This window comes from Sphingobium sp. AP49, from assembly GCF_000281715.2.
Taxonomy (GTDB): Bacteria; Pseudomonadota; Alphaproteobacteria; order Sphingomonadales; family Sphingomonadaceae; genus Sphingobium.
In genome coordinates this window covers 2,973,838-2,996,610 of the sequence record NZ_CP124576.1, presented here as the reverse complement: position 1 = coordinate 2,996,610, position 22,773 = coordinate 2,973,838, and the positions used below count along the sequence as shown (strand labels likewise).

Here is a 22,773-nt window from a genome sequence, read left to right as displayed (position 1 = left end):
CGCAAGGAGAGGATGATCGTGCCGTATCATCGCAAACTGGTCCTGCTGCTGGCCGCGCTGCCACTCGCGGCGTCGGCCTCCGCGCAGGGCGATGCCCCCGCGAAATCCGCCGTCCCTGCCACACTGCCCGCCCCGCCAGCCAATGGCGAGATGGGTTTCGTCGTCAGCCATTTCGCGCCCGCCATCTATCAGGGGAAGGAGGATTGCCCGCAGGGGTTGGCCGCGACCTTGCGCGAAAATTACCTGCAGACCCAGCCGGCGGGCGAGCGGACGCGCCTGCTGGAAAAGGCGAACGAGAAGGAGTTGACCGCGCGCTGGACCGGCTATGCCTTCGGCCCCGACAATCTCAACATCTGCACCCACCCCGACAAGTTCGACCGGCCACCCCAGCGCATGGTGCAGGGCAAGGTCGCCCAAGGTCTGAACCTGGACGATGATGCGGATGGCGCGGCGGCGGGCGACACATGCGGCCATGCCAATTTCACCGGGCCTGCCGGCGAGCCGGGCGTCGACAACCAGATGTGGCGGGCGATGGGCTGCGTGCGTACCTGGCGCGGGGTTGATGGCATGGGCGGCGACATCGTCAAGGGCCTGACCCAGTTTCTGGTCAGCGGCGAACATAGCCAGGTGCTGCTGCTGACCGGCGTCGACAGTCTGGAGAACGACCCCGATGTGACGGTGATCTACGCCAATACCGAGGATCGGGCGGTGGTGGATTCGCGCCAGAATTTCATCCCCGGCGCCAGCTACAGCGTCACCGCCAATGCCGCCCATCGCAATGCGCTGAAAGGGCGGATCGTCAACGGCGTGCTGACCACCGAGCCGGCCCATATCCGCCTGAAGCAGAATTGGGGGCAGGGGTCGGAGCGCGACATTCGTGGCCGCCGCAACGAATATGATTTCACCCGGGCGCGGCTGCGCTTCACCTTCCAGCCGGACGGCAGCCTGAAGGGGATCGTCGGCGGCTATCAGCCGATCTGGAACGTGATCGCCAGCGCCTCGGTCGGTGGCGAGGGCGCGGCTACCACGGCGGGCTATGATTGCGCCGCCATGTATGCGGCCTTGAAGGCCATGGCCGATGGCGATCGCGATCCGGCGACCGGCCAGTGTCGCCGCATTTCGAGCGGTATGGAGGCCTGGGCCGTGCCTGCCTTCATCACTGACCGCCTGCCCCAGCCCAAGGTGGCGCAGCGATGAGCGGGCCGTTTCGCCGCAGGGCGCGCGGGGCGCTGCTCGCCGGGTTGCTGCTGAGCGCCTGCACGGTCGAGAAGGCGCCGCAAACCGCCGCCACGCCCGAAGCCAGTTTCGCGCCGATGAAGGCGCCGCTCGGTCAGGTGGCGGGGATGCGCCGCCTGACCGAGGCGCAATATCGCAACAGCATCGCCGATATCTTCGGTCCCGACATCAAGGTCGCGGGCCGGTTCGAGCCGATCGTGCGGCCGGTGCATGAGCTGATCGCGACCGGCGCCAGCGCATCGACCATCTCGCCCGCCGGGCTGGAGCAGTTCGACGCGATGGCGCGGAACATCGCCGCGCAGGTCTTCGCCGAAGATCGACGAAGCCAGTTCATGCCCTGCACCCCGCGCGATGCGGCCGCCCCCGATGCCGATTGCGCGGCCCGGACGCTGATGCCGATCGGCCGCTACCTGTTCCGCCGACCGATGACGCAGGAAGAGATCGGCGCCTTCGTGATGATGGCCGGCAAGGGCGCTGGCGATGGCCAGGGTTTCTATGACGGGATGCAGCTGGCGCTCGCCGCCATGCTGGTGTCGCCGCAGTTCCTCTACATCATCGAAAGCGCGGAGCCCGACCCGGAAGCGGCCGGCAGTTTGCGGCTCGACAATTATGCCCGTGCCGCGCGGCTGAGCTATCTGTTGTGGAACACGACGCCCAATGAGGCGCTGCTGCGCGCGGCCGACGAGGGCAGGCTCACCGATCCGGCCCAGCTCGCGGCGATCGCGCAGAAGATGGTGCGCTCGCCCCGGCTGGAGGATGGCGTGCGCGCCTTCTTCGCCGACATGCTGTTGTTCGAGAAGTTCGACGAAATGGCCAAGGACCAGATCGTCTATCCCCGCTTCAATCCCGATGTCGCGTCGGCCCTGTCCGAACAGATGCTGCGCATGATCGTCGACCAGTTGGTGACGCGGCAGGGCGATTATCGCGAGCTGTTCACCACCCGGCGCACCTTCATCAACCGGGCGCTGGGGCCGCTCTATCAGGCCAAGGTGTCCAGCATGCAGGGCTGGGTGCCCTATGAGTTTGGCGATGGCGACGATCGCGCCGGGCTGCTGGGCCAGGCCGGCTTCCTGGCGCTCTATTCCCATTCGGGCCGCAGCTCGCCGACCCTGCGCGGCCGGGCGATCCGCGAGCTGCTGCTGTGCCAGCCGGTGCCCAACCCGCCGGGCAACGTCAATTTCACCGCCGTCCAGGATGTCGGCAACAAGGCGATGCCGACCGCGCGCATTCGCCTGAACGCCCATAATAGCGATCCGGTCTGTGCCGCCTGCCACAAGATCACCGACCCGCTGGGCCTGCCGCTGGAGCGGTTTGACGGCATCGGCGCCTTCCGCCGAACCGAAAATGACGCGCCGATCGACACGGCCGGCGTGTTCGAGGGTACCGCCTTCCAGGGCAATGTCGGCCTGGGTCAGGCGCTGGCGGCAAGCAAGTCGACCACCGAATGCGTTGCCGGCCGCGCCTTCCAATATGCGACCGGGCGCATGCCCGAAGATGAGGAAGCGACCGCGATGGCGCTGGAACAGGGCTTTGCCGCCGACGGCTATCGCATCCAGGCGCTGTTCCTGCGCGTCGCGACCATGGCCGATGCCTATCGCGTCAGCACGCCGCCACTGCCCAAACCGCAGGTCGCGATGATGACCAGCCCGCATATCCGTGAAGGAGACCGCCCATGAGCTTCACCCTCGATCGCCGCACCGCGCTGCGCGGCATGGTCAACGGCATGGCCGTGGCCGTCGGCCTGCCGCTGCTCGACATCTTCCTCGACGGCAACGGCACCGCCATGGCGGCGACCGGCGCACCAATGCCGATCCGCTTCGGCACCTGGTTCTGGGGGCTGGGCGTCAATCCGCCGCGCTGGTTCCCCAGCGCCGCCGGCAAGGATTATGAGCTGAAGGTCGAGTTGGCCTCGATCGAGGCGCTCAAGCACAAGGTCAACATCCTGGGCGATTTCACCCTGCCGCTCGACGGCAAGCCCAACCTGCCGCATATCAGCGGCGGCATCGGCATCCGCACCGGCATCGCGATCGATTCCGACCGCGGCCTGCCGGGGCCATCCTTCGACGTGTCGATCGGCGACGTGATCGGCACCCGCACCCGCTTCCGCTCGATCGAGCTGTCGGCGACCGGCGATCCGCGCAATTCGCTGTCCGGGCGCGGCAATGGCAATCTCAACCCGGCGGAGGTGTCGCCCGCCGCCCTTTATACAAGGCTGTTCGGCGCCGGGTTCCACGATCCCAACAGCGCGACCTTCACCCCCGATCCGGCGGTGATGGCGCGGCGCAGCGTGTTGTCGGGCGTCACCGACCAGCGCCAGGCGCTGGAGGCGCGGCTGGGCGCGGCCGACAGGCAGCGGCTCGACCAATATTTCACCTCGCTGCGCCAGCTCGAAAACCAGCTCGACGTGCAGCTGACCAAGCCGGCGCCGATGCAGGCCTGTGTCGTGCCGCCCAAGGTGCCCGACCTGCCGGTCAATGCCGAGATCGAGAATGTGATGCGCAATCACGAGATCATGACCGACCTGCTGGTGATGGCGATGGCGTGCGACAATGTCCGCCTGTTCAACATGAACTTCAACAATGGCGCATCGTCGCTGACGCGGGTGGGCAGTACCATCACCCACCATCAGCTGACCCATGAGGAGGTGCTGGACAACCGGTTGGGCTATCAGCCCGAAGTCACCTTCTATGTCGACAAGTGCATGGAAGCCTGGACCTATTTCATCAAGGCGATGGATGCGGTGAAGGAAGGCGACCGCACCCTGCTGGATAACAGCCTGGTCTTTGCCCATAGCGAGACCGAGTTCGCCAAATTCCACACCATCGACAATATCCCGATGATGACGGCGGGATCGGCCGGCGGGCGCATCCATACCGGCCAATATATCACCGGCGACGGATCGCCGGTCAGCCGCGTCGGCCTGACCCTGCAACAGGCGATGGGCGTGCCGGTCGACCGCTGGGGCACGGGCAGCCTGGAAACGAACAAGATCATCCCCGGACTGATCGTCTGAGGCCGGTCAGCGGCCCGGTTGCGCCTGGAACCAAGGGATCATTCGTGCGATCGCATCCTCGACCCGATCGGTCGAGACGGCGAAGCTGAAGCGGATGAAGCGGTGGCCGTCGACCGGATCGAAATCGATGCCGGGCGCGGTGGCGACGCCGGTTTCGCGCAGCAGCTTCTGGCAGAAGGCCAGGCTGTCATGGGTGAGATGGCTGATATCGGCATAGATGTAGAAGGCGCCATCAGGCGGGGCGATGCTGGCGAGGCCGAGCGCGGGCAGGGCGTCGAGCAGCAATTGCCGGTTGCGGCGGTAGGTGTCGACATGGCCTTCAAGCTCATCGGTGCAGTCGAAGGCGGCAAGCCCCGCCTGCTGCGCCAGCACCGGGGGCGTCAGGAACAGATTGCCCATGCGCGCGCGCGCCGCGCCGATCAGGTCGGCGGGCACGATGATCCAGCCCAGCCGCCAGCCGGCCATGCTGAAATATTTGGAGAAGCTGTTCACGATCACCGCATCGGGGGCAAATTCCAGCATCGACCGGGCTGGCTCGCCGAAGCTGAGGCCATGATAGATTTCGTCGGAGATGATGCGGATGCCACGGTCTGCGCAGACCCTGGCGATCGCCGCCAGTTCGTCGGCCGGGATGATCGTGCCGGTCGGGTTGGCCGGGCTGGCGAGGATCAGGCCGTCTGGCGCGGGATCGAGCGCGGCCAGCGCGTCGGCGCTGATCTGATAGCGTTCGGCCGGACCGCAGGCGATCTCGACCGGCTCCAGATAGAGCGCCTTCAATGTGTTGCGATAGGCGACATAGCCGGGCCGCGCGGTGGCGACGCGGGCGCCGGGTGCGAACAGGCTGGTGAGCGCCAGCACCAGGCCGGGCGAGGCGCCGCAGGTCAGCAGCACCTGTTCGGGATCGACGGCGACATTGTGCCGGTCAGCATAGAGGCGGGCGATCCGTTCCTTGAGCGCCGGGCTTTCCCAATAGCCCATCGGGTCGGTGTCGAGCACCTCATGCGCCAGCGCGATCGCGGCGGCGGGTGCGCCGGTCGAGGGCTGGCCGAACTCCATGTGCAGGATGGAACGGCCCTGGGCCTTGAGGGCATGGGCCTCGCGGCTGATGGCGATGGCATGGAAGGGATCGATCTGGGCAATCATGCGGGGTGCCTATTCTGTGCGGGCAACCATGTCCATGGCCGCTACGTTCTGTCTGGCATGACCCAGGCGCTGCTCACCGCCCTGCAATATTATGGTGCCGGCGCCGCCACACTCGCGGCGCTGGTCGTGTCGCTGAACCTGGGGCGGCGGATCACCGGCGGGGCCTTCGTCCTGTTCGTCACCAGCTCGATCGCGCTGATCGGCTGGGGCTTTCTCGACAAGGACAGCGAGGGGATCGGCTGGCAGAATGTCGCGCTATTGGCGATCAATGCGGTCGGGGTATGGCGCTATCTGATCTCGAAACATGCGCCGCGCCATTGAGCGCAGGCATCAGGCTTCGCTGATCCACACCTCGACCGGCACCTTGTCCTGCAACAGGGCGAGACGGATCGGCAATTCTTCCACCGCGCCGCCCGCCAGCGCCGCGTCATAGACCGCCTTCTTGCCCGCGCCGCCAATCTGCAGGCAGATGTGGCGGCTCTGCAGGATCGCGTGCGCGGTCAGCGACAGCCGCTGGTGCGGGGCGACCGGCGGGGTGGCGGCGATGGTGTAAGCTTGGCTGGAAAGTCCTTCGGCCAGTTCCTTGCCCTGCGGGAAGAGCGAGGCGGTATGGCCGTCATCGCCCATGCCGAGCAGGATGATGTCGAACGGCCAGGGCAGGGCGGCGAAATCCGCCTCGACCGCGCTCTGGCCGGCATAGGCGTCGGCGGCGTCATTCTTCATCGGCACGAAGCGGGCCTGCGCCGCGGCCCCCTGCAACAGCGTCTCGCGCACCAGCCGCTCATTGCTGTCAACGCTGTCAGGTGCGACCCAGCGTTCGTCGACCAGGGTGACGATCAGCTTGCTCCAGTCGAGCGGCACCATCGACAAGGCTTCCAGCACGGGACGCGGCGAGCGGCCGCCCGACACGGCCAGCGTCGCGACGCCCCGTTCGGCGATCGCCTCGCCCAGCAGGGTGGCGATGCGGGCGGCGATATCGGTGGCGGCCTGCGCCCCGGTGGCGAAAAGATGTTCGGTCGGCATGGCTCTCACTCGGTTGAATCGGGAAGGGTGCAGATGTCGATCCATTGCGCCCCGGTCAAGGCGGCAAGCCGGTCGGGCGTCAGTTCGACCGAGGCGGTGCGCGATCCCGCCGCCGGGAACACGGTGTCGAACGCCTGCAAGGAGATGTCGCAATAGACGGGCAGGTCGCTGGCCAGGCCGAAAGGGCAGACGCCGCCGACCGGATGGCCGGTAATCTCCTCCACCTCATGCGCGCCCAGCATGCGCGGTTTGGCGCCCAGCGCCGCCTTTGCCTTGCCATTGGACAGGCGGGCGTCACCGCGCGCGCAGACCAGCACGACCCTGTCGCCGACGCGCAGCGATAGGGTTTTGGCGATGCGTGCGGGTTCGACGCCCAGCGCGGCCGCCGCCTCGATCACCGTCGCGGTACTGGTCCCCTGGTCGATGATGACGACATCGGGGGCCTGCGCGGCGAAGAAGGCGCGGACGCTGGCGTCGCTCATGCGAAGGGGCTCATTGGCCGCGAATGTCACTCAGCTTGCGTTCCCAGGCGAGCGCATGATTGACGATCTGGTCGAGGTCCGCATGGGCCGGCTGCCAGGGGAATTGCGCCATGATCTTGCGATTGTCGGAGATCAGCGAGGCAGGGTCGCCGGCGCGGCGGCCCTCCATCCGGCGGTCGATGGTCATGTTGGTGACGCGGTCGACGGCATCGAGCACTTCGAGCACGGAGAAACCCCGGCCATAGCCGCAGTTGAGGGTGTAATTGTCCTGCGGGCTGGCGCGCAGCGCGTCCAGCGCCAGCACATGGGCGTTGGCCAGGTCCGACACATGGATATAGTCGCGCACGCCGGTGCCGTCGGGGGTATCGAAATCGGTGCCCATCACCGCGACATGGCTGCGCTTGCCCAGTGCGGCTTCCACCGCGACCTTGATGAGGTGGGTCGCGCCGACCGTCGACTGGCCGCTGCGCCCCTGCGGATCGGCGCCCGCGACGTTGAAATAGCGCAGCACGCAATAGTTGATCGGATGCGCGTTGGCCACGTCCGCCAGCATCTGTTCGGTCATCAGCTTGGACCGGCCATAGGGGTTGATCGGCAGCTTGGGGCTATCCTCGCGCACCGGGCTTTCCTCGGGCGTGCCATAGGTCGCGGCGGTGGAGGAGAAGATGAAATGGGGCACGCCGCACCGCACCGCGCTTTCGATCAGGTCGCGGCTCTTGGCGCTGTTGTTGTAATAATATTTCAGCGGGTCTTCGACCGATTCCGGTACGATGATCGATCCGGCGAAATGCATGATCGCGCCGATCTTCTGTTCCTTCAGCAGCGCTTCGACCAGCGGCTGGTCGGCAATGTCGCCCTGGGTGAAGTGAACGTCGTCGGGAATCGCCCAGCGAAAGCCGGTGGTGAGATTGTCGATGACCGCGACGGGATAGCCCGCGTCACGCAATGCCAGAACGGCATGACTGCCGATATAGCCGGCCCCGCCCGTGACCAGAACCGTGGGCTTGTCGCTCATTCCTCACTCCCCCAAAATGGTAGAGGGCGAGGACTAGCCGACGGGCGAGGGGCTTTACAAGGCTTTATGCTGCGGCGCGGGACGGCACCGGGCGATAGAAGGTCGCGCCGCTCGCCGCCATTTCCCGCAGCTGCGCCGTCGGGGCGAAGCGCGGGCCATGGGCGGCGGCCAGCCGGTCGAGAACCGCCACGACATGGGCGATGCCGACCGTGTCCATATGACTGAACGGGCCGCCGGTATAGGGCGCAAAGCCCCAGCCGAAGATCGCGCCGATATCGCCATCTTCCGGCGTTTCCAGCACGCCTTCCTCGAAGCAGCGGGCGCATTCGATCAACTGGCGATAGAGCAGGCGTTCCTTGACTTCCTCGACGCCCGGCTGCGCATCGGCCAGCGGGAACAGCTCGCCCAGCACCGGCGAGAGATGCTTCTTGCCGCCTTCGGGATAGTCGTACCAGCCCTTGCCATTCTTGCGGCCCAGGCGATCGGCCTCGACCATCTTGAGCATGATGTCATCCGACCCCTGGGGAATATAGGCGTCGCCCAGTTCCTTCTTGGCGGCGGTCATGATCTTGACGCCCAGTTCGATCGACACTTCGTCGCTGACCGCCAGCGGGCCAGTCGGCATGCCGAGCTGCTTGCCGGCATTTTCGATGAGCGCCGGGTTGATGCCTTCGCCGACCAGCTCGGCGCCTTCCTGCACATAAGTGCCGAAGCTGCGCGAGGTGTAGAAGCCGCGGCTGTCATGCACGACGATCGGGGTCTTCTTGATCTGGGCAACGAAGTCGAGCGCCTTGGCGATCGCCGCCGGGCCGGTCTTTTCACCCAGGATGATTTCGACCAGCGGCATCTTCTCGACCGGCGAGAAGAAGTGGACGCCGATGAAATTCTCGGGCTTGGACCAGGCATTGGCCAGCTTGGTGATCGGCAGGGTCGAGGTGTTGGAACCGAAGATGGTGTCGGCACCCAGCACGGCTTCGACCTGCTTGGTCACTTCCGCCTTGATCGCGACATCCTCGAACACCGCTTCAATCACGAAGTCGGCGCCGGCGAGCGCGGCATAATCGGTGGTCGGGGTGACGCGGGCCAGGGTGGCGGCCATCTTCTCGGGCGTCATGCCACGGCCCAGGCGCTTGGCCAGCACCGCCTCGACATGGGCCTTGCCCTTTTCGGCATAGGCCTGGTCGCGGTCGAACAGCACGACGTCCATTCCGGCCTGCGCCGCGACGGTGGCGATGCCCGCGCCCATCATGCCGGCGCCCAGCATGGCGAGCTTGGTGGTCGGCGCCTTGGGCTCGTCCTTGGGGCGACGCGCGCCGCGCTCGGCTGCCTGCTTGTTGACGAACAGGGTGCGGATCATGTTCGATGCCTGGGGATCGGCGGCGACCTTGGCGAAATATTTGCTTTCGATCCGGATCGCCCGGTCCATCGGCAGGGTGATGCCCTCATAGACCGCCGACAGCAGGGCGATCGGCGCGTTCATGTTGCGCTGGGTCTGCTTGAGCGTCATCGGCAGGGCGCCGGCCATGGTCTGGACGAAGGCGGGGTTGAAGCCGCCGGCGCCACCGGGCACCTTGAAGCCCTTGACGTCCCAGGGTTGGGTGTTGGCGCTCGGATTGGTCTTGACCCATGCCTTGGCGGCTTCGAGCGCCGTACCCTGCGGCACCACGCCGTCGACGACCTTCAGCATCGCGGCTTCGGCCGGGCGGAACAGCTTGCCCTGCAGCATGTACATCAGCGACGCCTGAACGCCCATGATGCGCGGCAGGCGCTGCGACCCGCCGCCGCCGGGGAACAGGCCGATCAGGATTTCGGGCAGGCCGAGCTGGGTCTTGGGGCTGTCACCCACGAAGCGGCGATGGCAGGCCAGCGCCAGTTCGAAGCCGCCGCCGACGCAGGTGCCTTCAATGGCGCAGGCGACCGGCTTGCCGGCGGTTTCGAGGCGGCGGAACAGCTGGTTCAGCACGAACACCTGGTCGAAGATTGCGGCCGGGGCAGGGCGGCTGCCATCGGTCGTGGCCAGCATCGAACCGAAATATTTCAGGTCCATGCCGGCCATGAAGCCGCTGTCCTTGCCCGATGCGATGACCGCGCCCTTGATGCCTTCTTCCGACGCGATGCGCGTGATGGCGGCGTCGAGGTCGGCCAGGAAGTCGGGGCCGATGACGTTCATCGACTGGCCGGGCACGTCGATCGTCAGGGTGGCGATGCCGTCGGCATCGATGTCGAATGCGATGGTGTTCATTGGTATGGCTACCTTTCCCAAACCCCGTTCGTCCTGAGTAGCCATTGAGCGAAGTCGAAATGGCGTATCGAAGGATGCTTCGATACGGGACTTCGACAGGCTCAGTCCCTACTCAGCACGAACGGGTCTTATACTTGTTTCAAACGCGCTCGATGATGATGCCGGTGCCCATGCCCGCGCCGACGCACAGGTTGATGAGCGCGGTGCCCTTGCCCGAACGTTCCAGCTCGTCGAGCGCGGTGCCCAGCACCATGGCGCCCGTGGCGCCCAGCGGATGGCCCATGGCGATCGCGCCGCCATTGACGTTGATCTTGCTGTGGTCGAGCTTCATCGCCTGCATGTAGCGCAGCACGACCGAGGCGAAGGCTTCATTCAGTTCCCACAGGTCGATGTCGGCGGTGGTCATGCCGGCACGGGCCAGCAGCTTGCCGGCGACAAATTCCGGGCCGGTCAGCATGATGAGCGGTTCGGACCCGATCGAGGCCATCGCCTTGATCTTCGCGCGCGGCTTCAGGCCGTATTTCTCGCCCATTTCCTTGTTGCCGACCAGCACCGCGGCGGCGCCATCGACGATGCCGCTGCTGTTGCCGGCGTGATGGACGTGGTTGACCTTTTCCAGCTCGGGATAACGCAGCAGGGCGACGGTGTCGAAGCCGGGCATGTCCTCGCCCAGCGCCTGGAAGCTGGGCTTCAGGCTGCCGAGCGACTGCATCGTCGCGTCGGGGCGCATATGTTCGTCATGGTCGAGGGCGATGCCGCCGATCACGTCGCGGACCGGCACGATCGACTTCTTGAAACGGCCTTCGTCCCAGGCGGCCTTGGCGCGGCGCTGGCTCTCGACGGCATAGGCGTCGACATCGTCGCGGCTGATGCCGAACTTGGTGGCGATCACGTCGGCGCCGATGCCCTGGGGCGCGAAATAGGTTTTGTAGGCGACCGCCGGGTCCATTGCCCAGGCGCCGCCGTCCGATGCCATCGGCACGCGGCTCATCGATTCGACGCCGCCGCCGATCGCGAACATCGCTTCGCCCGAATAGACCTTGGCAGCGGCCATGTTGACCGCTTCCAGGCCCGATGCGCAGAAACGGTTGATCTGCACGCCCGGCACGGTTTCGGCATAATCGGCGTTCAGCACGGCGACGCGGGCGATGTCCGCGCCCTGTTCGCCCACCGGGCTGACGCAGCCCAGGATCACGTCGTCGACGTCGGCGGTGTCGATCTGGGTGCGGTCGCGCACCGCTTCGAGCATCTGCGTCGCAAGCTGGATGGGGGTGATGTCGTGGAGCGAACCGTCGCTCTTGCCCCGGCCACGGGGCGTGCGGACGGCGTCGTAAATATAGGCTTCCATGGTTCCTTTTCCCTCTCCGTTGGCGGCTTTTGGCGCACCGGAAGTGGCCCTGAATGTATTTACGTTTACGTAAAGTGCAAGCCTGAAATGGTCGGTTTCCGCCGACATGGCCTTGCCGTAAGGTCAGGTGCGGGCCTGATGTGGGGCGCGATTGCAGCGGGACAAGCGCCAGGTGAAGATTGCGGTTCTTTCCGACATTCATGGCAATATCGATGCGCTCGACGCCGTGCTGGCGGATGTGGCTGCGCGCAATGTCGATCTGTGTGTCAATCTCGGTGACATCCTGTCGGGGCCGCTCTTCCCCTGTGAGACTGCCGATCGGCTGATGGCGATGGACCTGCCGACGATCCGGGGCAATCATGAGCGGCAATTGCTGACGCTGGCGCCCGACCGGATGGGCGCGTCGGACCGGGTGACGCATGATCTGTTGCAACCCCGTCATCGCGACTGGATTGCCGAATTGCCCGAGACGCTGTGGCTGACGGATGAGATATTGATGGTCCATGGCACGCCGGGCAGCGACATCGATTATTGGCTGGAAACGGTTGAACCTGACGGCTTGCGCGCCGCGACCGAGGCAGAGGTGGAGGCGCGGGCAGGGGGCGTCGCCGCGCCGCTGATCCTGTGCGGCCATACCCATGTGCCGCGCATCCATCGCCGCGCCGATGGCGGGCTGATCGTCAATCCGGGCAGCGTCGGCCTACCCGCCTATGACGATGACCGGCCCTGGCCGCACAAGGTGGAGACCGGGTCGCCCGAGGCGCGCTATGCGCTGGTCGAGCGGACGGCCGATGGCTGGCATGCGGAGATCGTCCTGGTCGCCTATGACGTCGAACCCGCAGCGACGATAGCAGATGCGCGCGGACGGCCCGACTGGGCGCGGGCGCTGCGTACCGGACGGATATGAACCAAAGGGTGAGTCGCGGGTTTGACCCAAGTTCCTAAATCCGCTTGATGGTTTTCGTGCCTGACACCGAGTCCCCCCAGCCTTCCTCGCCCTTTGCCGTTCCTATCTTCCGCGCGATCTGGATCGCGAGCCTGGCGTCCAATTTCGGCGGGTTGATCCAGTCGGTCGGTGCGGCCTGGATGATGACGTCGCTGTCCGCCTCGCCCGTGCTGGTGGCGCTGGTGCCGGCATCCACGACGCTGCCGATCATGCTGCTGTCGCTCTGGGCCGGGGCGGTCGCCGACAATCTGGACCGGCGCAAGGTGATGATGATCTGCCAGATCGTCATGCTGCTGGTGTCGACCGCGCTTGCGCTGGTCGCCTGGCTGGGGGCGGTAACGCCCTGGACGTTGCTGGGCTTCACCTTCCTGATCGGGTGCGCGACGGCGGTGAACGGCCCGGCCTGGCAGGCGTCGGTTGGCGACATGGTGCCGCGCAATGTGTTGCCGAGCGCTGTTGCGATGAACAGCATGGGCTTTAACCTCGCGCGCAGCACCGGGCCGGCACTGGGCGGCGTGATCGTCGCGGCGGCGGGCGCGGCGGCGGCGTTCCTGGCCAATGCGGTCAGCTATATCGGCCTGGTCGTGGTGTTGTCGCGCTGGCGACCGGACCTGCCGCCCAAGCTGCTGCCGCGCGAGCGGCTGGGCGTCGCGATGTGGGCCGGTGTCCGTTATGTCTCGATGTCGCCCAAGATCCAGCTGGTGTTGTTGCGCGGGGGTGCCTTTGGCATCGGCGCGAGCGCAGTGTCGGCGCTGATGCCGCTGGTCGCGCGCGACATGCTGGGCGGCGGGGCGCTGACCTTTGGCCTCACCAGCGGCGCGTTCGGTGTCGGCGCGGTCGCGGGCGCATTGTCGACCCGGCGGTTGCGCGCGCGCTTCTCGATCGAGGCGATCGTGCGGTCGGCGGCGCTGGCGCTGGCGGCGGGCACGGCGATCACCGCCGCATCGGGCTATCTGGCGCTGGCACTGCTGGGCTATCTGCTCGCCGGTGCGGGTTGGGTGATGGCGCTGTCGACCTTCAACGTGTCGGTGCAGATGTCGGCGCCGCGCTGGGTGGTCGCCCGCGCGGTCGCCATCTACCAGATGACCGCCTTCGGTGGCATGGCGATCGGCGCCTGGCTGTTCGGCAATCTGGCGGAGGAGCATGGCGTCGACATGGCGCTCTATGCGTCTGCCGGGGTCCAGTTCGTCGCCGCGATGATCGGCCTGATCCGGCCGCTGCCGCAGACCGGCGACGATAATCTGGACCTGCAGAACCGCTGGCGCGAGCCGGAGACGGCGGTGCCGGTGGAGCCGCGCAGCGGCCCGGTGGTGATCACCATCGAATATCGCATTCCGGCCGGATCGGTGGTGCCGTTCCTGAGCGCGATGAGCGAGCGCCGGCGCATCCGCCTGCGCGACGGTGCCCATGGCTGGTCGCTGATGCGCGACCTGGGGGATCCGGAATTGTGGGTCGAGCGCTATCATGTGTCGACCTGGCTCGACTATGTCCGCCACAACCAGCGGCGCACCATCGCCGACATCACCAACAGTGAGGCTATCCACGCGCTCCATAGCGGGGGCAAGCTGCCGGTGGTGCATCGCATGCTGGAACGCCAGACCGGGTCGCTGCCGCTGAGCCGCGCGCCCGATCCGCGCGAAATGGGCGACGGCCTGACCGATCCGACCCGCTCGACCTAAACCGGGGTTACCGGCGGGCGGCCCAGATCTTCCGGTGTGTCGATGTCGTGCAGCACATTGCCGATCGTCTCGATCTGGATGCCGTGGCTTAACAGCGCACGGGCACCCTGGTCGCCCCTGAGCGCCAGCAGTTCGGGGAAATGCTTGCGGCCGATGAAGGCAGGCGGCGAGGAGGAGAAGCCATCGGTGCTGGCGACCACCGAACGGATGTCCTCGGCCGCCATGCAGATATGGTTATAATGGGTCTGCGGCACGTCGGGCATGTCGGCCAGGCAGATCAGGATGCCGCGTACCTTGCGCTTGTCCATCAGATGCGCGACCGCCAGGCGGATGCTGCCGGATATGCCTTCCTCGGCATGGTCGTTGACCAGGATGTCATAGCCGCGCCGGTCAAGCTTGCGATGCAGCACCGGCGCGAACTGGATCGGCCGGACCACCGCGACCAGTTCGGCAAAGGCCATCGAGGCGACGGTTTCCAGCGTGTGTGCGGCGACCGGCTTGCCACGCAGGTCGGCCATCAGCTTGTCTTCCTCGCCAAAGCGGGTGGACAAGCCGGCTGCCAGCAGGACGGCTGCTATGCGTTCAGTGCGCATGATCGTGTTGTAAATGCCATTTTGCTATTGTGCGTTCCCGTTAACCAACGATTTGCCACCGGAGCGATGTTGTGTCCAGCCGGGCAAAAGGGCTGGCCATATCGGGACACAATCTCCATATGCCGGGGCCGACAAAGAAGGAGTGGCCCTGTTCATGGTATTTGATCCAGATGCGGAAACCGTAGGCGAAGGTTCCAAGGAGCCCGTCCCGGCCGAAGTGTCCGAGGCGATCCGTACCCTGATCCGCTGGTCGGGCGATATGCCCGAGCGTGAGGGGTTGCTGGAAACGCCTGAGCGCGTTGCGCGCGCCTGGCGCGAATATTGCCGCGGCTATCATGATGATCCGGCCTATCATCTTTCGCGCATCTTCCACGAAGTGGGCGGCTATGACGATGTCGTGCTGCTGAAGGATATTCCGTTCCAGTCGCATTGCGAACATCATATGGCGCCGATCGTAGGCAAGGCGCATATCGCCTATCTGCCGGGCGATTATGTGGTCGGCATTTCCAAGCTGGCCCGTGTGCTGCACGCTTATGCCAACCGGTTGCAGGTACAGGAACGGCTGACCTCCGAAGTCGCCAACTGCATCTGGGAACATTTGAAGCCCCAGGGCGTCGCCGTGGTGATCGAGGCGACCCATGGCTGCATGACCGGGCGCGGCGTGCGCACCCCCAATGTCATCATGAAGACCAGCCGCATGCTCGGCGTCTTCCGCGACGACGAAAAGTCGCGCGAGGAAGTGCTGAAGCTCATCGCCTCGTGAGCGAAGGGGTGACCGAACAGGAAGAGGGCGGCGAGCCCGCCTATCGCCCGATCGGGGGGGCGAAGAAGGATGCAGGCCCGACCGGGCCGCTGCCGCTGGCTTCGCGCCGGCTGGCGCTGGTGACCGGCGGTCATCGCCGGCTGGGCGGCATCATCTCTGGCGCATTGGCGGCGGCGGGCTATTCGCTGGCCATCCACGGCAGCCATGACACGCGGCTCGATTCTCACCTGGCGCTCGCGCTGGAGGCACATGGCACCGAATGGGAGGGGTTCGTCGTCGACTTCGCCGACCCCGAGGCCGCCGAGGAGCTGGTCGCACAGGTCGCGGAACGCTTCGGCCGCCCGCCCGACCTGCTGGTCAATAGCGCCGCGATCTTCGGCCAGGACCGGATCGACAGCGTCACCGCCGATGATCTGATGCGCCATTATGCGGTCAATTGCGCCGCACCGACCTTGTTGACCAAGGCGTTCGCGACGGTGCCGGCGGGAACCGGCGATCGTTGCATCGTCAACATCCTCGACCAGCGGATCGACCATCCCCATGGCGACCAGCTGGCTTACACGCTGTCCAAGCTGGCGCTCGCCGGCCTCACCCGCACCGCTGCCAGCAGCCTGGCGCCCCAGGTCCGGGTCAATGCGGTCGCGCCCGGCCTGACCATCGCCACGCCCGATTATGACGCGGACCAGATGGCGCGTCTGGAACAGATGATGCCGCTCGCCCGGCTGCCCCAGGCCGAGCAGATCGCGCAGGCGGTGCTCTATCTGGCCGGGGCGAGCGCGGTGACCGGCCAGACCCTCTATGTCGATGGCGGCGCGCATCTGCGCAGCTACGACCGCGATTTCATGCATCTTTGCCGATAGGATCGGCAAAATCGCCGGGCCGCAAAGGCTGGCGATCCGTTCTTGGCCGACATAGTTCGGCGCTCGTAGCTTAGGGAGACGGCAATGGCATATGAAACGATCCTGGTGGAACAGCGCGATGCGGTGACGCTGATCACGCTCAACCGGCCGCAGGCGCTCAATGCGCTCAACAGCCAGGTCCTGGCCGATCTGGGCGCCGCCTTCGCCGCCTATGATGCCGACCCGTCCCAGCATTGCGCGGTGCTGACCGGCAGCGAGAAGGCCTTTGCCGCTGGCGCGGACATCAAGGAAATGGTCGACAAGGAGGGGGCGGACTTTTTCCTGCAGGATTTCTTCTCCGACTGGCAGACCAAGGTGGTTGCTACGCGCAAGCCGTGGATCGCGGCGGTCGCCGGCTTTGCGCTGGGCGGCGGTTGTGAGCTGGCGATGATGGCGGACTTCATCCTGGCGGCAGATACGGCCAAGTTCGGCCAGCCTGAAGTCAAGCTGGGCGTGGCTCCGGGCATGGGCGGGTCGCAGCGCCTGACCCGCGCGGTCGGCAAGGCCAAGGCGATGGAAATGTGTTTGACCGGGCGGATGATGGGGGCCGAGGAAGCCGAGCGTGCGGGACTGGTGGCGCGGATCGTCCCGGCGGCCGAGCTGCTGGACGACGCGCTCAAGACGGCGGCCGCGATCGCCGCGATGCCGCCGATGGCGGCGATGGTGAACAAGGAAATGGTCAACATCGCCTTCGAGACCAACCTGGCCCAGGGTATCCTGACCGAACGCCGCCTGTTCCAGATATTGACCGCGACCGAGGACAAGAAGGAGGGCATGACGGCCTTCGTCGAAAAGCGTCCGGGCGTCTGGAAGGGGCGCTGACGCCGTTCCTTCAGCTCCATGTGACGGCCAGCTTTCGGACCCTCCCCGGTATCTGTCTGGGGAGGGTTTTTGCTGTGCATCTGACCCCCCGTGCGGATCGTATGGGCTAACCCATTGATCCAGTTCATTCCGCTTAAGAAATCATCATAAGCGCGTGGTGGATTTTCCCGGACACCTCGTTTCAGATGGCAACGGAGCAACGCCTCCACCCACCGCTGCAAAGGGCGTACGGGTACAATGACAACTGGAGAGGAAAGCGGCGCGAAGCCTGGTGAGGCGCGCGCCCCTGATCGGCGCATAACCGCCCCATAAGGGGTCTACAGGGAGCCACTATGCCTTCGATTTCGCCCGTTTCCCGCGCGTTTCGCGCCACCCTGCTGCTTGCCTGCTGCACGGGGGCGCTGTCCTCCGCCGCCTGGGCACAGGAACCTGCGCCGGCCAACGAGGATGGCACGATCACGGTGACCGGTCGCCGCATCTCGCAATCGTCGGAAGCGATCGGCGAAGACAAGATCAGCAATGTCGTGGCCGTCACGCGCGAGGCGCTGCTGTCGGCGCCGTCGGGCATTTCGGGGCTGAAGATGCTGGAACAGCTCCCCGGCTTCAACGTCCAGACCGACGGTGCGCTGGGCCTCTATGAATTTGGCAACAGCGTCCAGACCCGCGCCTTCAACCTCGACCAGATCGGCTTCGTGGTCGACGGCATTCCGACCGGCCGCAGCGACGCCTTCGGCGGCAGCCCGGTCTTCCGCTATGTCGACAATGAAAATCTGGGCGTGGTGGAAGCATCGGTCGGTGCCGCCGACGTCGGCCTGCCCAGCTATTCCAGCCTTGGCCCGGTGGTGCAGTATAACAGCATCGCCCCGCAGGAGGAGATGGGCCTGTTCGTGTCGCAGAGCTTTGGCGACAATAATATGAAGCGCACATTCATCCGCGCCAGCACGGGCCGGGTGGGGCCGTTCAAGGCCTATGTCAGCCGTACCAAGCTGGACAGTGATTTGTGGCGCGGCCCCGGTTCGGTCGATCGCGAACATTGGGAAGGGCAGATTCACGCGGATCTGGGCGGCGATAGCTGGGCGCGCTTCAAGTTCGTGTCGAACGACTTTTTCGACTATGACTCGCCCACCATCACCCGCGCCCAGTATAATTGCACCACGACCAGCGTGGTCGGCGCCTGCGGCCGCGACTTCGCCTATATCGAGAATGTACCCAATACGACGCCGGGCTTCGCGCCGACCGTCCCGGGCGTCTATTATTCCAACGCCAACTATACCAACGTCTACAACCTCGCGATCAACGTGCGGAAGGACAAGCTCTATGGCGGCACCTTCCATGTCGGGATCGCCGACGGCGTCTGGGCGGAAACGACCCTCTATTATGAGGACAAAAATGGCTATGGCGTCTCGCCCGACAGCTATACCAACTCGTTGGGCCGCTATACGCCGCAGGCGGCAGTGGGCCTGGGCGTGACCGCGCCCAAGGGCGTCCAATATGGCCGGTCGGGCGTGGGCGGCGACCGCTATGGCGTTACCAGCAAGCTGCACTGGGAAAGCGGCAACAATGCCGTGGAAGGCGGCATCTGGGCCGAGGTCGATAAATATCATCGCACCCAGGCCCGCTACAACACGCTGGACGGCGCGCCCGACGGCGAGCCCAATCTGGACGAGCTGGTCTATCTGCGCCGCGACTATCGCTCGGAACGCAACACGCTGCAGATATTCCTCAAGGATACGCTCAAGCTGATGGACGACCGGCTGGTGCTGGACGCCGGCTTCAAGGGGCTGATGCTCGACTATCGCCTGGGTGGCTATCGCGATTTTGACGACTATTATCGTGTCGTCGGCGGCGTCGCGGTCGCGGGCTGGGGGCCGCAGTACAACACCGCCCATTATAGCGACATGTTCCTGCCGATGGCCGGCCTGCTCTACAAGATCGACGGGCGCAGCCAGGTCTTCGCCTCCTATGCCGAGACGATGGCCCTGCCCAAGGGCATGGACGACATCTATGCCGTGACCCGTCCGGGCAGCGCCGCGCTGGTGCCCCAGCCCAAGGCGGAACGTTCGCAGAATATGGAAATCGGCTTCCGTACCAACCAGGGGCAGGTCTATGCCTCGATCGCGGGCTATTACACCAAGTTCAAGAACCGCATCCAGTCGATCACGACCTTCCAGGAAGGCGGTGGCAGCACCACCGAAACCTTCTACCAGAATGTCGGTCGGGTCGAATCCTATGGCGTCGAGGCGGCCGGTACCTACAAGCCGGCCTTCCTCAACGGCCTGGCCTATGCCAACGCCAACGTCACCTATAATAATGCCAAGTTCCAGGATGATATCGTCGCATCGGTCACCTATGCGACTTCCGGCAAATATATCCCGGACAGCGCCAAATGGATCGTCAGCGGTGGCGTCACGATCGAGCCGGCAAGCTGGCTGGTCGCGAACATCACCGGCAAATATACGTCGAAGCGCTGGTCGACCTTCACCAACACCGCCGGGTCGAGCGTGCCGGCCTATACCGTGTTCAGCGGCTATGTGGACATTGGCGATGGCTGGAGCTTTGGCCCGGTGAAGAGCATCAAGGCGCGTTTCAACGTCGACAATATCTTCGACAAGGATACGCTGTCCTTCATCTCCTCCTCGGTGACGGGTGATGGCGCCTTCCGGCCGCTGTCCCCACGCACCTTCCAGTTCACCATCTCGGGCGAAATCTGATGCGGAATATTTATCTGATGGGAGCGGCGCTGGTCGCGCTGCTCCCGGTTACGACACAGGCGCAACCAAAATCTGCGTCTGGGGGCGTGTCGAAACAGGTCTATCAGCTGCACCAGAAGCTGATCACCCTCGACAGCCATCTCGATACGCCTGCCTCGCTCGACCTGCCCGACTGGTCGATCGACGAGGAGCATGGCGTCCATAGCGACTATACCCAGGTCGACCTGCCGCGCATGAAGAAGGGCGGCCTGGATGGCGGTTTCTGGGCGATCTATACGGGGCAGGGGCCGCTGACGATCGAGGGCTTCCGCAAGGCGCGCGATTTCGCGCTGCTGCGCGGCATGTCGATCCGATCGATGGTGGCGGCCGACCCCGATAATTTCGCGCTGGCGCTGGAGGCAAAGGATGCCGCACCGATCGCGGCGGCGGGCAAGCGGATCGTCTATATGTCGATCGAAAATGCCTATCCGCTGGGCGAGGATGTCTCGCTGATCAAGACATTCTACGACATGGGCGTGCGCGTGTCAGGCTTTGCCCATTTCGCGCATAACCAGTTCGCCGACAGTTCGACCGATCCGTCGAAGAAGCCGCGCTATGGCGGCCTCAGCCCGCTTGGCAAGGAATTGCTGAAGGAAATGAATCGCCTCGGCATCGTGCCCGACGCATCGCACAGCAGCGACCAGGTGCTGGACGATCTGCTGGCGCTGTCGACCACGCCGGTGCTGCTGACCCATTCGGGCTGCAAGGCGGTCTATGACCATCCGCGCAACATCGATGACGAGCATCTGAAAGCCCTGGCGGCCAAGGGCGGGGTCATCCAGATGAACGCCTATGGCGCCTATCTGCGCGCGTCCAAGCCCAATCCGGAACGGCAGAAGGCGCTGATGGCGCTCTATAGCCAGATGCGCGAGGACGCGAAGATTTCGCCCGAGGCGCGGGCCGCGATGCTCGCCAAGCGGCAGGAGATCGACAAGCTCTATCCCGATACCGACCGACCGACCTTCGATGATTTCATGGCGCATATGCTGCATGCGCTCAAGGTCGTCGGCCCCGATCATGTCGGCATCGGCCTGGATTGGGATGGCGGCGGCGGCGTCGTCGGCATGGAGGATGTGGTCGACCTGCCCAAGATCACCGACGCGCTGCTGAAGGCGGGTTATAGCGAGGCGGACGTACAGAAAATCTGGTCCGGCAACGTGCTGCGCGTGCTGGCCGCAGCCGAAGCCGGCAAGGGCAAATAATGCGATTGGCCGGACCGGCCGTGGCCGGTCCGGCATGAAATCTTGTTAAGCCAATCGACGGGGGCGCTCCGGCCCGCTAAGGGGGGTCTGCACCAGAAAGGAGCGGTCGCATTTCGCCCATGCAGCACAAGTCGAAGCGCAGCCGGGCAGTCGCCCTGCCCAACAGCGAGTTTCGCGCCCGCGCCACCGAATATCTCGATTTCCTTGCCGCCTGGGTGAAGAAGCCGCGACAGACCGCGTCGGTCGTGCCCAGCAGCCGCTATCTGGCGCGGTTGATGGTGGCGGGCATCGATCCGCAGGGCGGCCGCGTGCTGGAACTGGGCGGCGGCACCGGGGTGTTTACCCGCGCCATATTGGAAACCGGGCTGCCGGCCGACATGCTGGAGGTGGTGGAGATCAATCCCGCCTTCGCGCGTGGGCTGCGACGGCATTTCCCGCATGTCTCGATCCTGGAAACGCCGGCGCAGATCGTCTCGGTCGCGGCCGCGGGTGGTCCGGGCGAATATCAGACCGTGGTCAGTGGCCTGCCGCTATTGGCGATGGATCGGTCGATGCATGTCGACATATTGTCGGAAGCCTTCCGCATGCTGAAGCCGGGCGGCAGCCTGGTCCAGTTCACTTATTCGATGCGGCCGCCGGTCAGCCGGGAGGTGCTGGACAAGCTGGACCTCGATGTGGTGCGTGCAGGCCAGACGGTCCGCAACTTCCCGCCGGCAACGGTTTTCCGTTTCACCCGACGCGGCGAATAATCGACAGGCACAAGAAAGGGCCGCATCGGATGATGCGGCCCTCTTGCTGACAGCCTCAATAAAAGGCGCCGTAGATCACATCGACCACCCGGCGCGATCGCACGTCGACCAGCAGCAGGTCGGGGCCATAGCGGACCCAGCGATAGCCATAGGGCGGGGCGCCCAGGCCCAGTCGCCAATAGTCATTGTAATAATAATAGCTGGAGAAGAAGACGGCCGGCAGGAACAGGCCGACGGTCCATCGCCGATAGCGATAGCCGGAAGGATAGCGATAGGCCGGGCCATGGACCGGCCGGAAATTGGGTGGGCGACCGGTGCCGGGGCGATGCGGCTGGCCGGGTTTGCCGGGCCGAGGCGGCTGCACGGCGGGGCCACCGGGACGCGGCGGCTGCACCGCAGGGCCGCCCGGGCGTGGGGGCTGGACGGCCGGCCCACCCGGATGCCCGGGACCGGGCGAGGGCTGGCCGGGCCGGGGCGGCTGTGGGCTGGATCCGCCCGGCCGCGACGGCTGGGTCGAAGGACCGGACGGGCGCGAGGGCTGGGTCGAGGGACCGGGGCGCGAGGGCTGGGCCGATCCGCCGGGGCGCGACGGCGAGGGCGCCGGCCGTGTGGAGGGGGAAGGCGAGGAGGGGGGGCGCGCGCCGCCGCCGGATGGGGGACGGCCGCCCTGCTGGGCGATGGCGATATCGGGAATGACGATCAACGCGATCGACAGATAGAGAACTGCCTTTTTCATAGCCTTCTCCACATGGTGGCGGGCCGAACCTATGCCTGGCGCCGATAGGCTTCAATCTTTTTCCAATATGTTGCGCGGCTTCGCTATTTCCCGCGTCGCCGGTTGCATGGCGCCGTCCGCCCCCTATCTTCC

20 protein-coding genes are annotated in these 22,773 nt (G+C 65.5%); 12 read left to right on the top strand and 8 right to left on the bottom strand.

Translation table 11 applies throughout. The features are described from left to right. Positions 1–12 precede the first annotated feature (12 nt). Genes PMI04_RS14245 through PMI04_RS14235 form a run of 3 tightly spaced genes read left to right on the top strand, consistent with a single transcriptional unit; the run spans position 13 to position 4,249 of the window. Positions 13–1,197, top strand: a complete 1,185-nt coding sequence (locus tag PMI04_RS14245; protein WP_037486196.1) for a hypothetical protein — start codon at positions 13–15, stop codon at positions 1,195–1,197. Then, complete coding sequence (locus PMI04_RS14240) at positions 1,194–2,912, top strand: DUF1592 domain-containing protein (protein WP_007708965.1); 1,719 nt, start codon at positions 1,194–1,196, stop codon at positions 2,910–2,912. The genes PMI04_RS14245 and PMI04_RS14240 overlap by 4 nt, the downstream gene beginning before the upstream one ends. Further along, positions 2,909–4,249 (top strand): DUF1552 domain-containing protein, encoded by a 1,341-nt coding sequence (locus PMI04_RS14235; RefSeq protein WP_007708966.1) that lies wholly within the window; start codon positions 2,909–2,911, stop codon positions 4,247–4,249. Before PMI04_RS14240 ends, PMI04_RS14235 begins: the two co-directional genes overlap by 4 nt. 6 nt (positions 4,250–4,255) lie before the next feature. On the opposite strand, the gene PMI04_RS14230 is transcribed toward PMI04_RS14235, so the two are convergent. Next, positions 4,256–5,392: an aminotransferase class I/II-fold pyridoxal phosphate-dependent enzyme gene (locus tag PMI04_RS14230; RefSeq protein ID WP_007708967.1), complete on the bottom strand. Its 1,137-nt coding sequence runs from the start codon at positions 5,390–5,392 to the stop codon at positions 4,256–4,258. 57 nt (positions 5,393–5,449) lie between these two features. Between PMI04_RS14230 and PMI04_RS14225 the strand changes: the two genes are divergently transcribed. Then, positions 5,450–5,713: a hypothetical protein gene (locus tag PMI04_RS14225; RefSeq protein ID WP_007708968.1), complete on the top strand. Its 264-nt coding sequence runs from the start codon at positions 5,450–5,452 to the stop codon at positions 5,711–5,713. A 9-nt stretch (positions 5,714–5,722) separates the two neighbouring features. Here the strand turns inward: PMI04_RS14225 and pgl are convergent, their stop codons facing one another. The 5 genes from pgl to PMI04_RS14200 all read right to left on the bottom strand — a co-directional run bounded on the left by pgl (position 5,723) and on the right by PMI04_RS14200 (position 11,502). After that, on the bottom strand, positions 5,723–6,415 hold the full coding sequence (gene pgl, locus PMI04_RS14220; RefSeq protein ID WP_007708969.1) for a 6-phosphogluconolactonase: 693 nt from the start codon (positions 6,413–6,415) through the stop codon (positions 5,723–5,725). A 5-nt stretch (positions 6,416–6,420) separates the two neighbouring features. Next, entirely contained in the window at positions 6,421–6,897 is a 477-nt protein-coding gene (locus PMI04_RS14215; protein ID WP_007708971.1) for a YbaK/EbsC family protein, read from the bottom strand. A 10-nt stretch (positions 6,898–6,907) separates the two neighbouring features. Next, on the bottom strand, positions 6,908–7,912 hold the full coding sequence (galE, locus tag PMI04_RS14210; protein ID WP_007708973.1) for a UDP-glucose 4-epimerase GalE: 1,005 nt from the start codon (positions 7,910–7,912) through the stop codon (positions 6,908–6,910). Positions 7,913–7,976: 64 nt separating this feature from the next. Beyond that, positions 7,977–10,154, bottom strand: a complete 2,178-nt coding sequence (locus PMI04_RS14205) for a 3-hydroxyacyl-CoA dehydrogenase NAD-binding domain-containing protein (protein WP_007708975.1) — start codon at positions 10,152–10,154, stop codon at positions 7,977–7,979. Between the two features lie 139 nt (positions 10,155–10,293). Continuing rightward, positions 10,294–11,502, bottom strand: a complete 1,209-nt coding sequence (locus tag PMI04_RS14200) for an acetyl-CoA C-acetyltransferase (RefSeq protein WP_007708980.1) — start codon at positions 11,500–11,502, stop codon at positions 10,294–10,296. 151 nt (positions 11,503–11,653) lie between these two features. Between PMI04_RS14200 and PMI04_RS14195 the strand changes: the two genes are divergently transcribed. Together PMI04_RS14195 and PMI04_RS14190 are read left to right on the top strand one after the other, a co-directional pair. Then, entirely contained in the window at positions 11,654–12,409 is a 756-nt protein-coding gene (locus tag PMI04_RS14195) for a metallophosphoesterase family protein (protein ID WP_081491003.1), read from the top strand. A gap of 47 nt (positions 12,410–12,456) precedes the next feature. Continuing rightward, on the top strand, positions 12,457–14,127 hold the full coding sequence (locus tag PMI04_RS14190) for an MFS transporter (protein ID WP_007708983.1): 1,671 nt from the start codon (positions 12,457–12,459) through the stop codon (positions 14,125–14,127). On the opposite strand, the gene PMI04_RS14185 is transcribed toward PMI04_RS14190, so the two are convergent. Beyond that, a complete protein-coding gene (locus tag PMI04_RS14185) occupies positions 14,124–14,720 on the bottom strand; it encodes a nucleotidyltransferase family protein (protein WP_007708985.1) in 597 nt (198 codons plus the stop codon). The genes PMI04_RS14190 and PMI04_RS14185 overlap by 4 nt on opposite strands. Before the next feature lie 154 nt (positions 14,721–14,874). Between PMI04_RS14185 and folE the strand changes: the two genes are divergently transcribed. From folE to PMI04_RS14155, 6 genes are all read left to right on the top strand, one after another. Further along, positions 14,875–15,483, top strand: coding sequence for a GTP cyclohydrolase I FolE (folE, locus tag PMI04_RS14180; RefSeq protein WP_007708988.1), 609 nt, complete (start codon positions 14,875–14,877; stop codon positions 15,481–15,483). Continuing rightward, complete coding sequence (locus PMI04_RS14175; protein ID WP_283184786.1) at positions 15,480–16,343, top strand: SDR family oxidoreductase; 864 nt, start codon at positions 15,480–15,482, stop codon at positions 16,341–16,343. The genes folE and PMI04_RS14175 overlap by 4 nt, the downstream gene beginning before the upstream one ends. A gap of 84 nt (positions 16,344–16,427) precedes the next feature. Continuing rightward, complete coding sequence (locus tag PMI04_RS14170; RefSeq protein ID WP_007708991.1) at positions 16,428–17,204, top strand: enoyl-CoA hydratase-related protein; 777 nt, start codon at positions 16,428–16,430, stop codon at positions 17,202–17,204. A 332-nt stretch (positions 17,205–17,536) separates the two neighbouring features. Then, positions 17,537–19,915, top strand: coding sequence for a TonB-dependent receptor (locus PMI04_RS14165; protein WP_007708993.1), 2,379 nt, complete (start codon positions 17,537–17,539; stop codon positions 19,913–19,915). Further along, positions 19,915–21,156, top strand: a complete 1,242-nt coding sequence (locus PMI04_RS14160) for a dipeptidase (protein ID WP_007708995.1) — start codon at positions 19,915–19,917, stop codon at positions 21,154–21,156. Before PMI04_RS14165 ends, PMI04_RS14160 begins: the two co-directional genes overlap by 1 nt. A gap of 119 nt (positions 21,157–21,275) precedes the next feature. After that, positions 21,276–21,905, top strand: a complete 630-nt coding sequence (locus PMI04_RS14155; RefSeq protein ID WP_007708997.1) for a methyltransferase domain-containing protein — start codon at positions 21,276–21,278, stop codon at positions 21,903–21,905. Positions 21,906–21,960: 55 nt separating this feature from the next. Here the strand turns inward: PMI04_RS14155 and PMI04_RS14150 are convergent, their stop codons facing one another. Continuing rightward, positions 21,961–22,641 (bottom strand): RcnB family protein, encoded by a 681-nt coding sequence (locus PMI04_RS14150; RefSeq protein ID WP_007708999.1) that lies wholly within the window; start codon positions 22,639–22,641, stop codon positions 21,961–21,963. Between the last annotated feature and the right edge of the window lie 132 nt (positions 22,642–22,773).

What these genes read in the sequence shown, in the direction of transcription:
- PMI04_RS14245 (WP_037486196.1), top strand. Translation starts at nt 13, where the DNA reads ATGATCGTGCCGTATCATCGCAAACTGGTCCTGCTGCTGGCCGCGCTG.
- PMI04_RS14240 (WP_007708965.1), top strand. Translation starts at nt 1,194, where the DNA reads ATGAGCGGGCCGTTTCGCCGCAGGGCGCGCGGGGCGCTGCTCGCCGGG.
- PMI04_RS14235 (WP_007708966.1), top strand. Translation starts at nt 2,909, where the DNA reads ATGAGCTTCACCCTCGATCGCCGCACCGCGCTGCGCGGCATGGTCAAC.
- PMI04_RS14230 (WP_007708967.1), bottom strand. Translation starts at nt 5,392, where the DNA reads ATGATTGCCCAGATCGATCCCTTCCATGCCATCGCCATCAGCCGCGAG.
- PMI04_RS14225 (WP_007708968.1), top strand. Translation starts at nt 5,450, where the DNA reads ATGACCCAGGCGCTGCTCACCGCCCTGCAATATTATGGTGCCGGCGCC.
- pgl (WP_007708969.1), bottom strand. Translation starts at nt 6,415, where the DNA reads ATGCCGACCGAACATCTTTTCGCCACCGGGGCGCAGGCCGCCACCGAT.
- PMI04_RS14215 (WP_007708971.1), bottom strand. Translation starts at nt 6,897, where the DNA reads ATGAGCGACGCCAGCGTCCGCGCCTTCTTCGCCGCGCAGGCCCCCGAT.
- galE (WP_007708973.1), bottom strand. Translation starts at nt 7,912, where the DNA reads ATGAGCGACAAGCCCACGGTTCTGGTCACGGGCGGGGCCGGCTATATC.
- PMI04_RS14205 (WP_007708975.1), bottom strand. Translation starts at nt 10,154, where the DNA reads ATGAACACCATCGCATTCGACATCGATGCCGACGGCATCGCCACCCTG.
- PMI04_RS14200 (WP_007708980.1), bottom strand. Translation starts at nt 11,502, where the DNA reads ATGGAAGCCTATATTTACGACGCCGTCCGCACGCCCCGTGGCCGGGGC.
- PMI04_RS14190 (WP_007708983.1), top strand. Translation starts at nt 12,457, where the DNA reads ATGGTTTTCGTGCCTGACACCGAGTCCCCCCAGCCTTCCTCGCCCTTT.
- PMI04_RS14185 (WP_007708985.1), bottom strand. Translation starts at nt 14,720, where the DNA reads ATGCGCACTGAACGCATAGCAGCCGTCCTGCTGGCAGCCGGCTTGTCC.
- folE (WP_007708988.1), top strand. Translation starts at nt 14,875, where the DNA reads ATGGTATTTGATCCAGATGCGGAAACCGTAGGCGAAGGTTCCAAGGAG.
- PMI04_RS14170 (WP_007708991.1), top strand. Translation starts at nt 16,428, where the DNA reads ATGGCATATGAAACGATCCTGGTGGAACAGCGCGATGCGGTGACGCTG.
- PMI04_RS14165 (WP_007708993.1), top strand. Translation starts at nt 17,537, where the DNA reads ATGCCTTCGATTTCGCCCGTTTCCCGCGCGTTTCGCGCCACCCTGCTG.
- PMI04_RS14160 (WP_007708995.1), top strand. Translation starts at nt 19,915, where the DNA reads ATGCGGAATATTTATCTGATGGGAGCGGCGCTGGTCGCGCTGCTCCCG.
- PMI04_RS14155 (WP_007708997.1), top strand. Translation starts at nt 21,276, where the DNA reads ATGCAGCACAAGTCGAAGCGCAGCCGGGCAGTCGCCCTGCCCAACAGC.
- PMI04_RS14150 (WP_007708999.1), bottom strand. Translation starts at nt 22,641, where the DNA reads ATGAAAAAGGCAGTTCTCTATCTGTCGATCGCGTTGATCGTCATTCCC.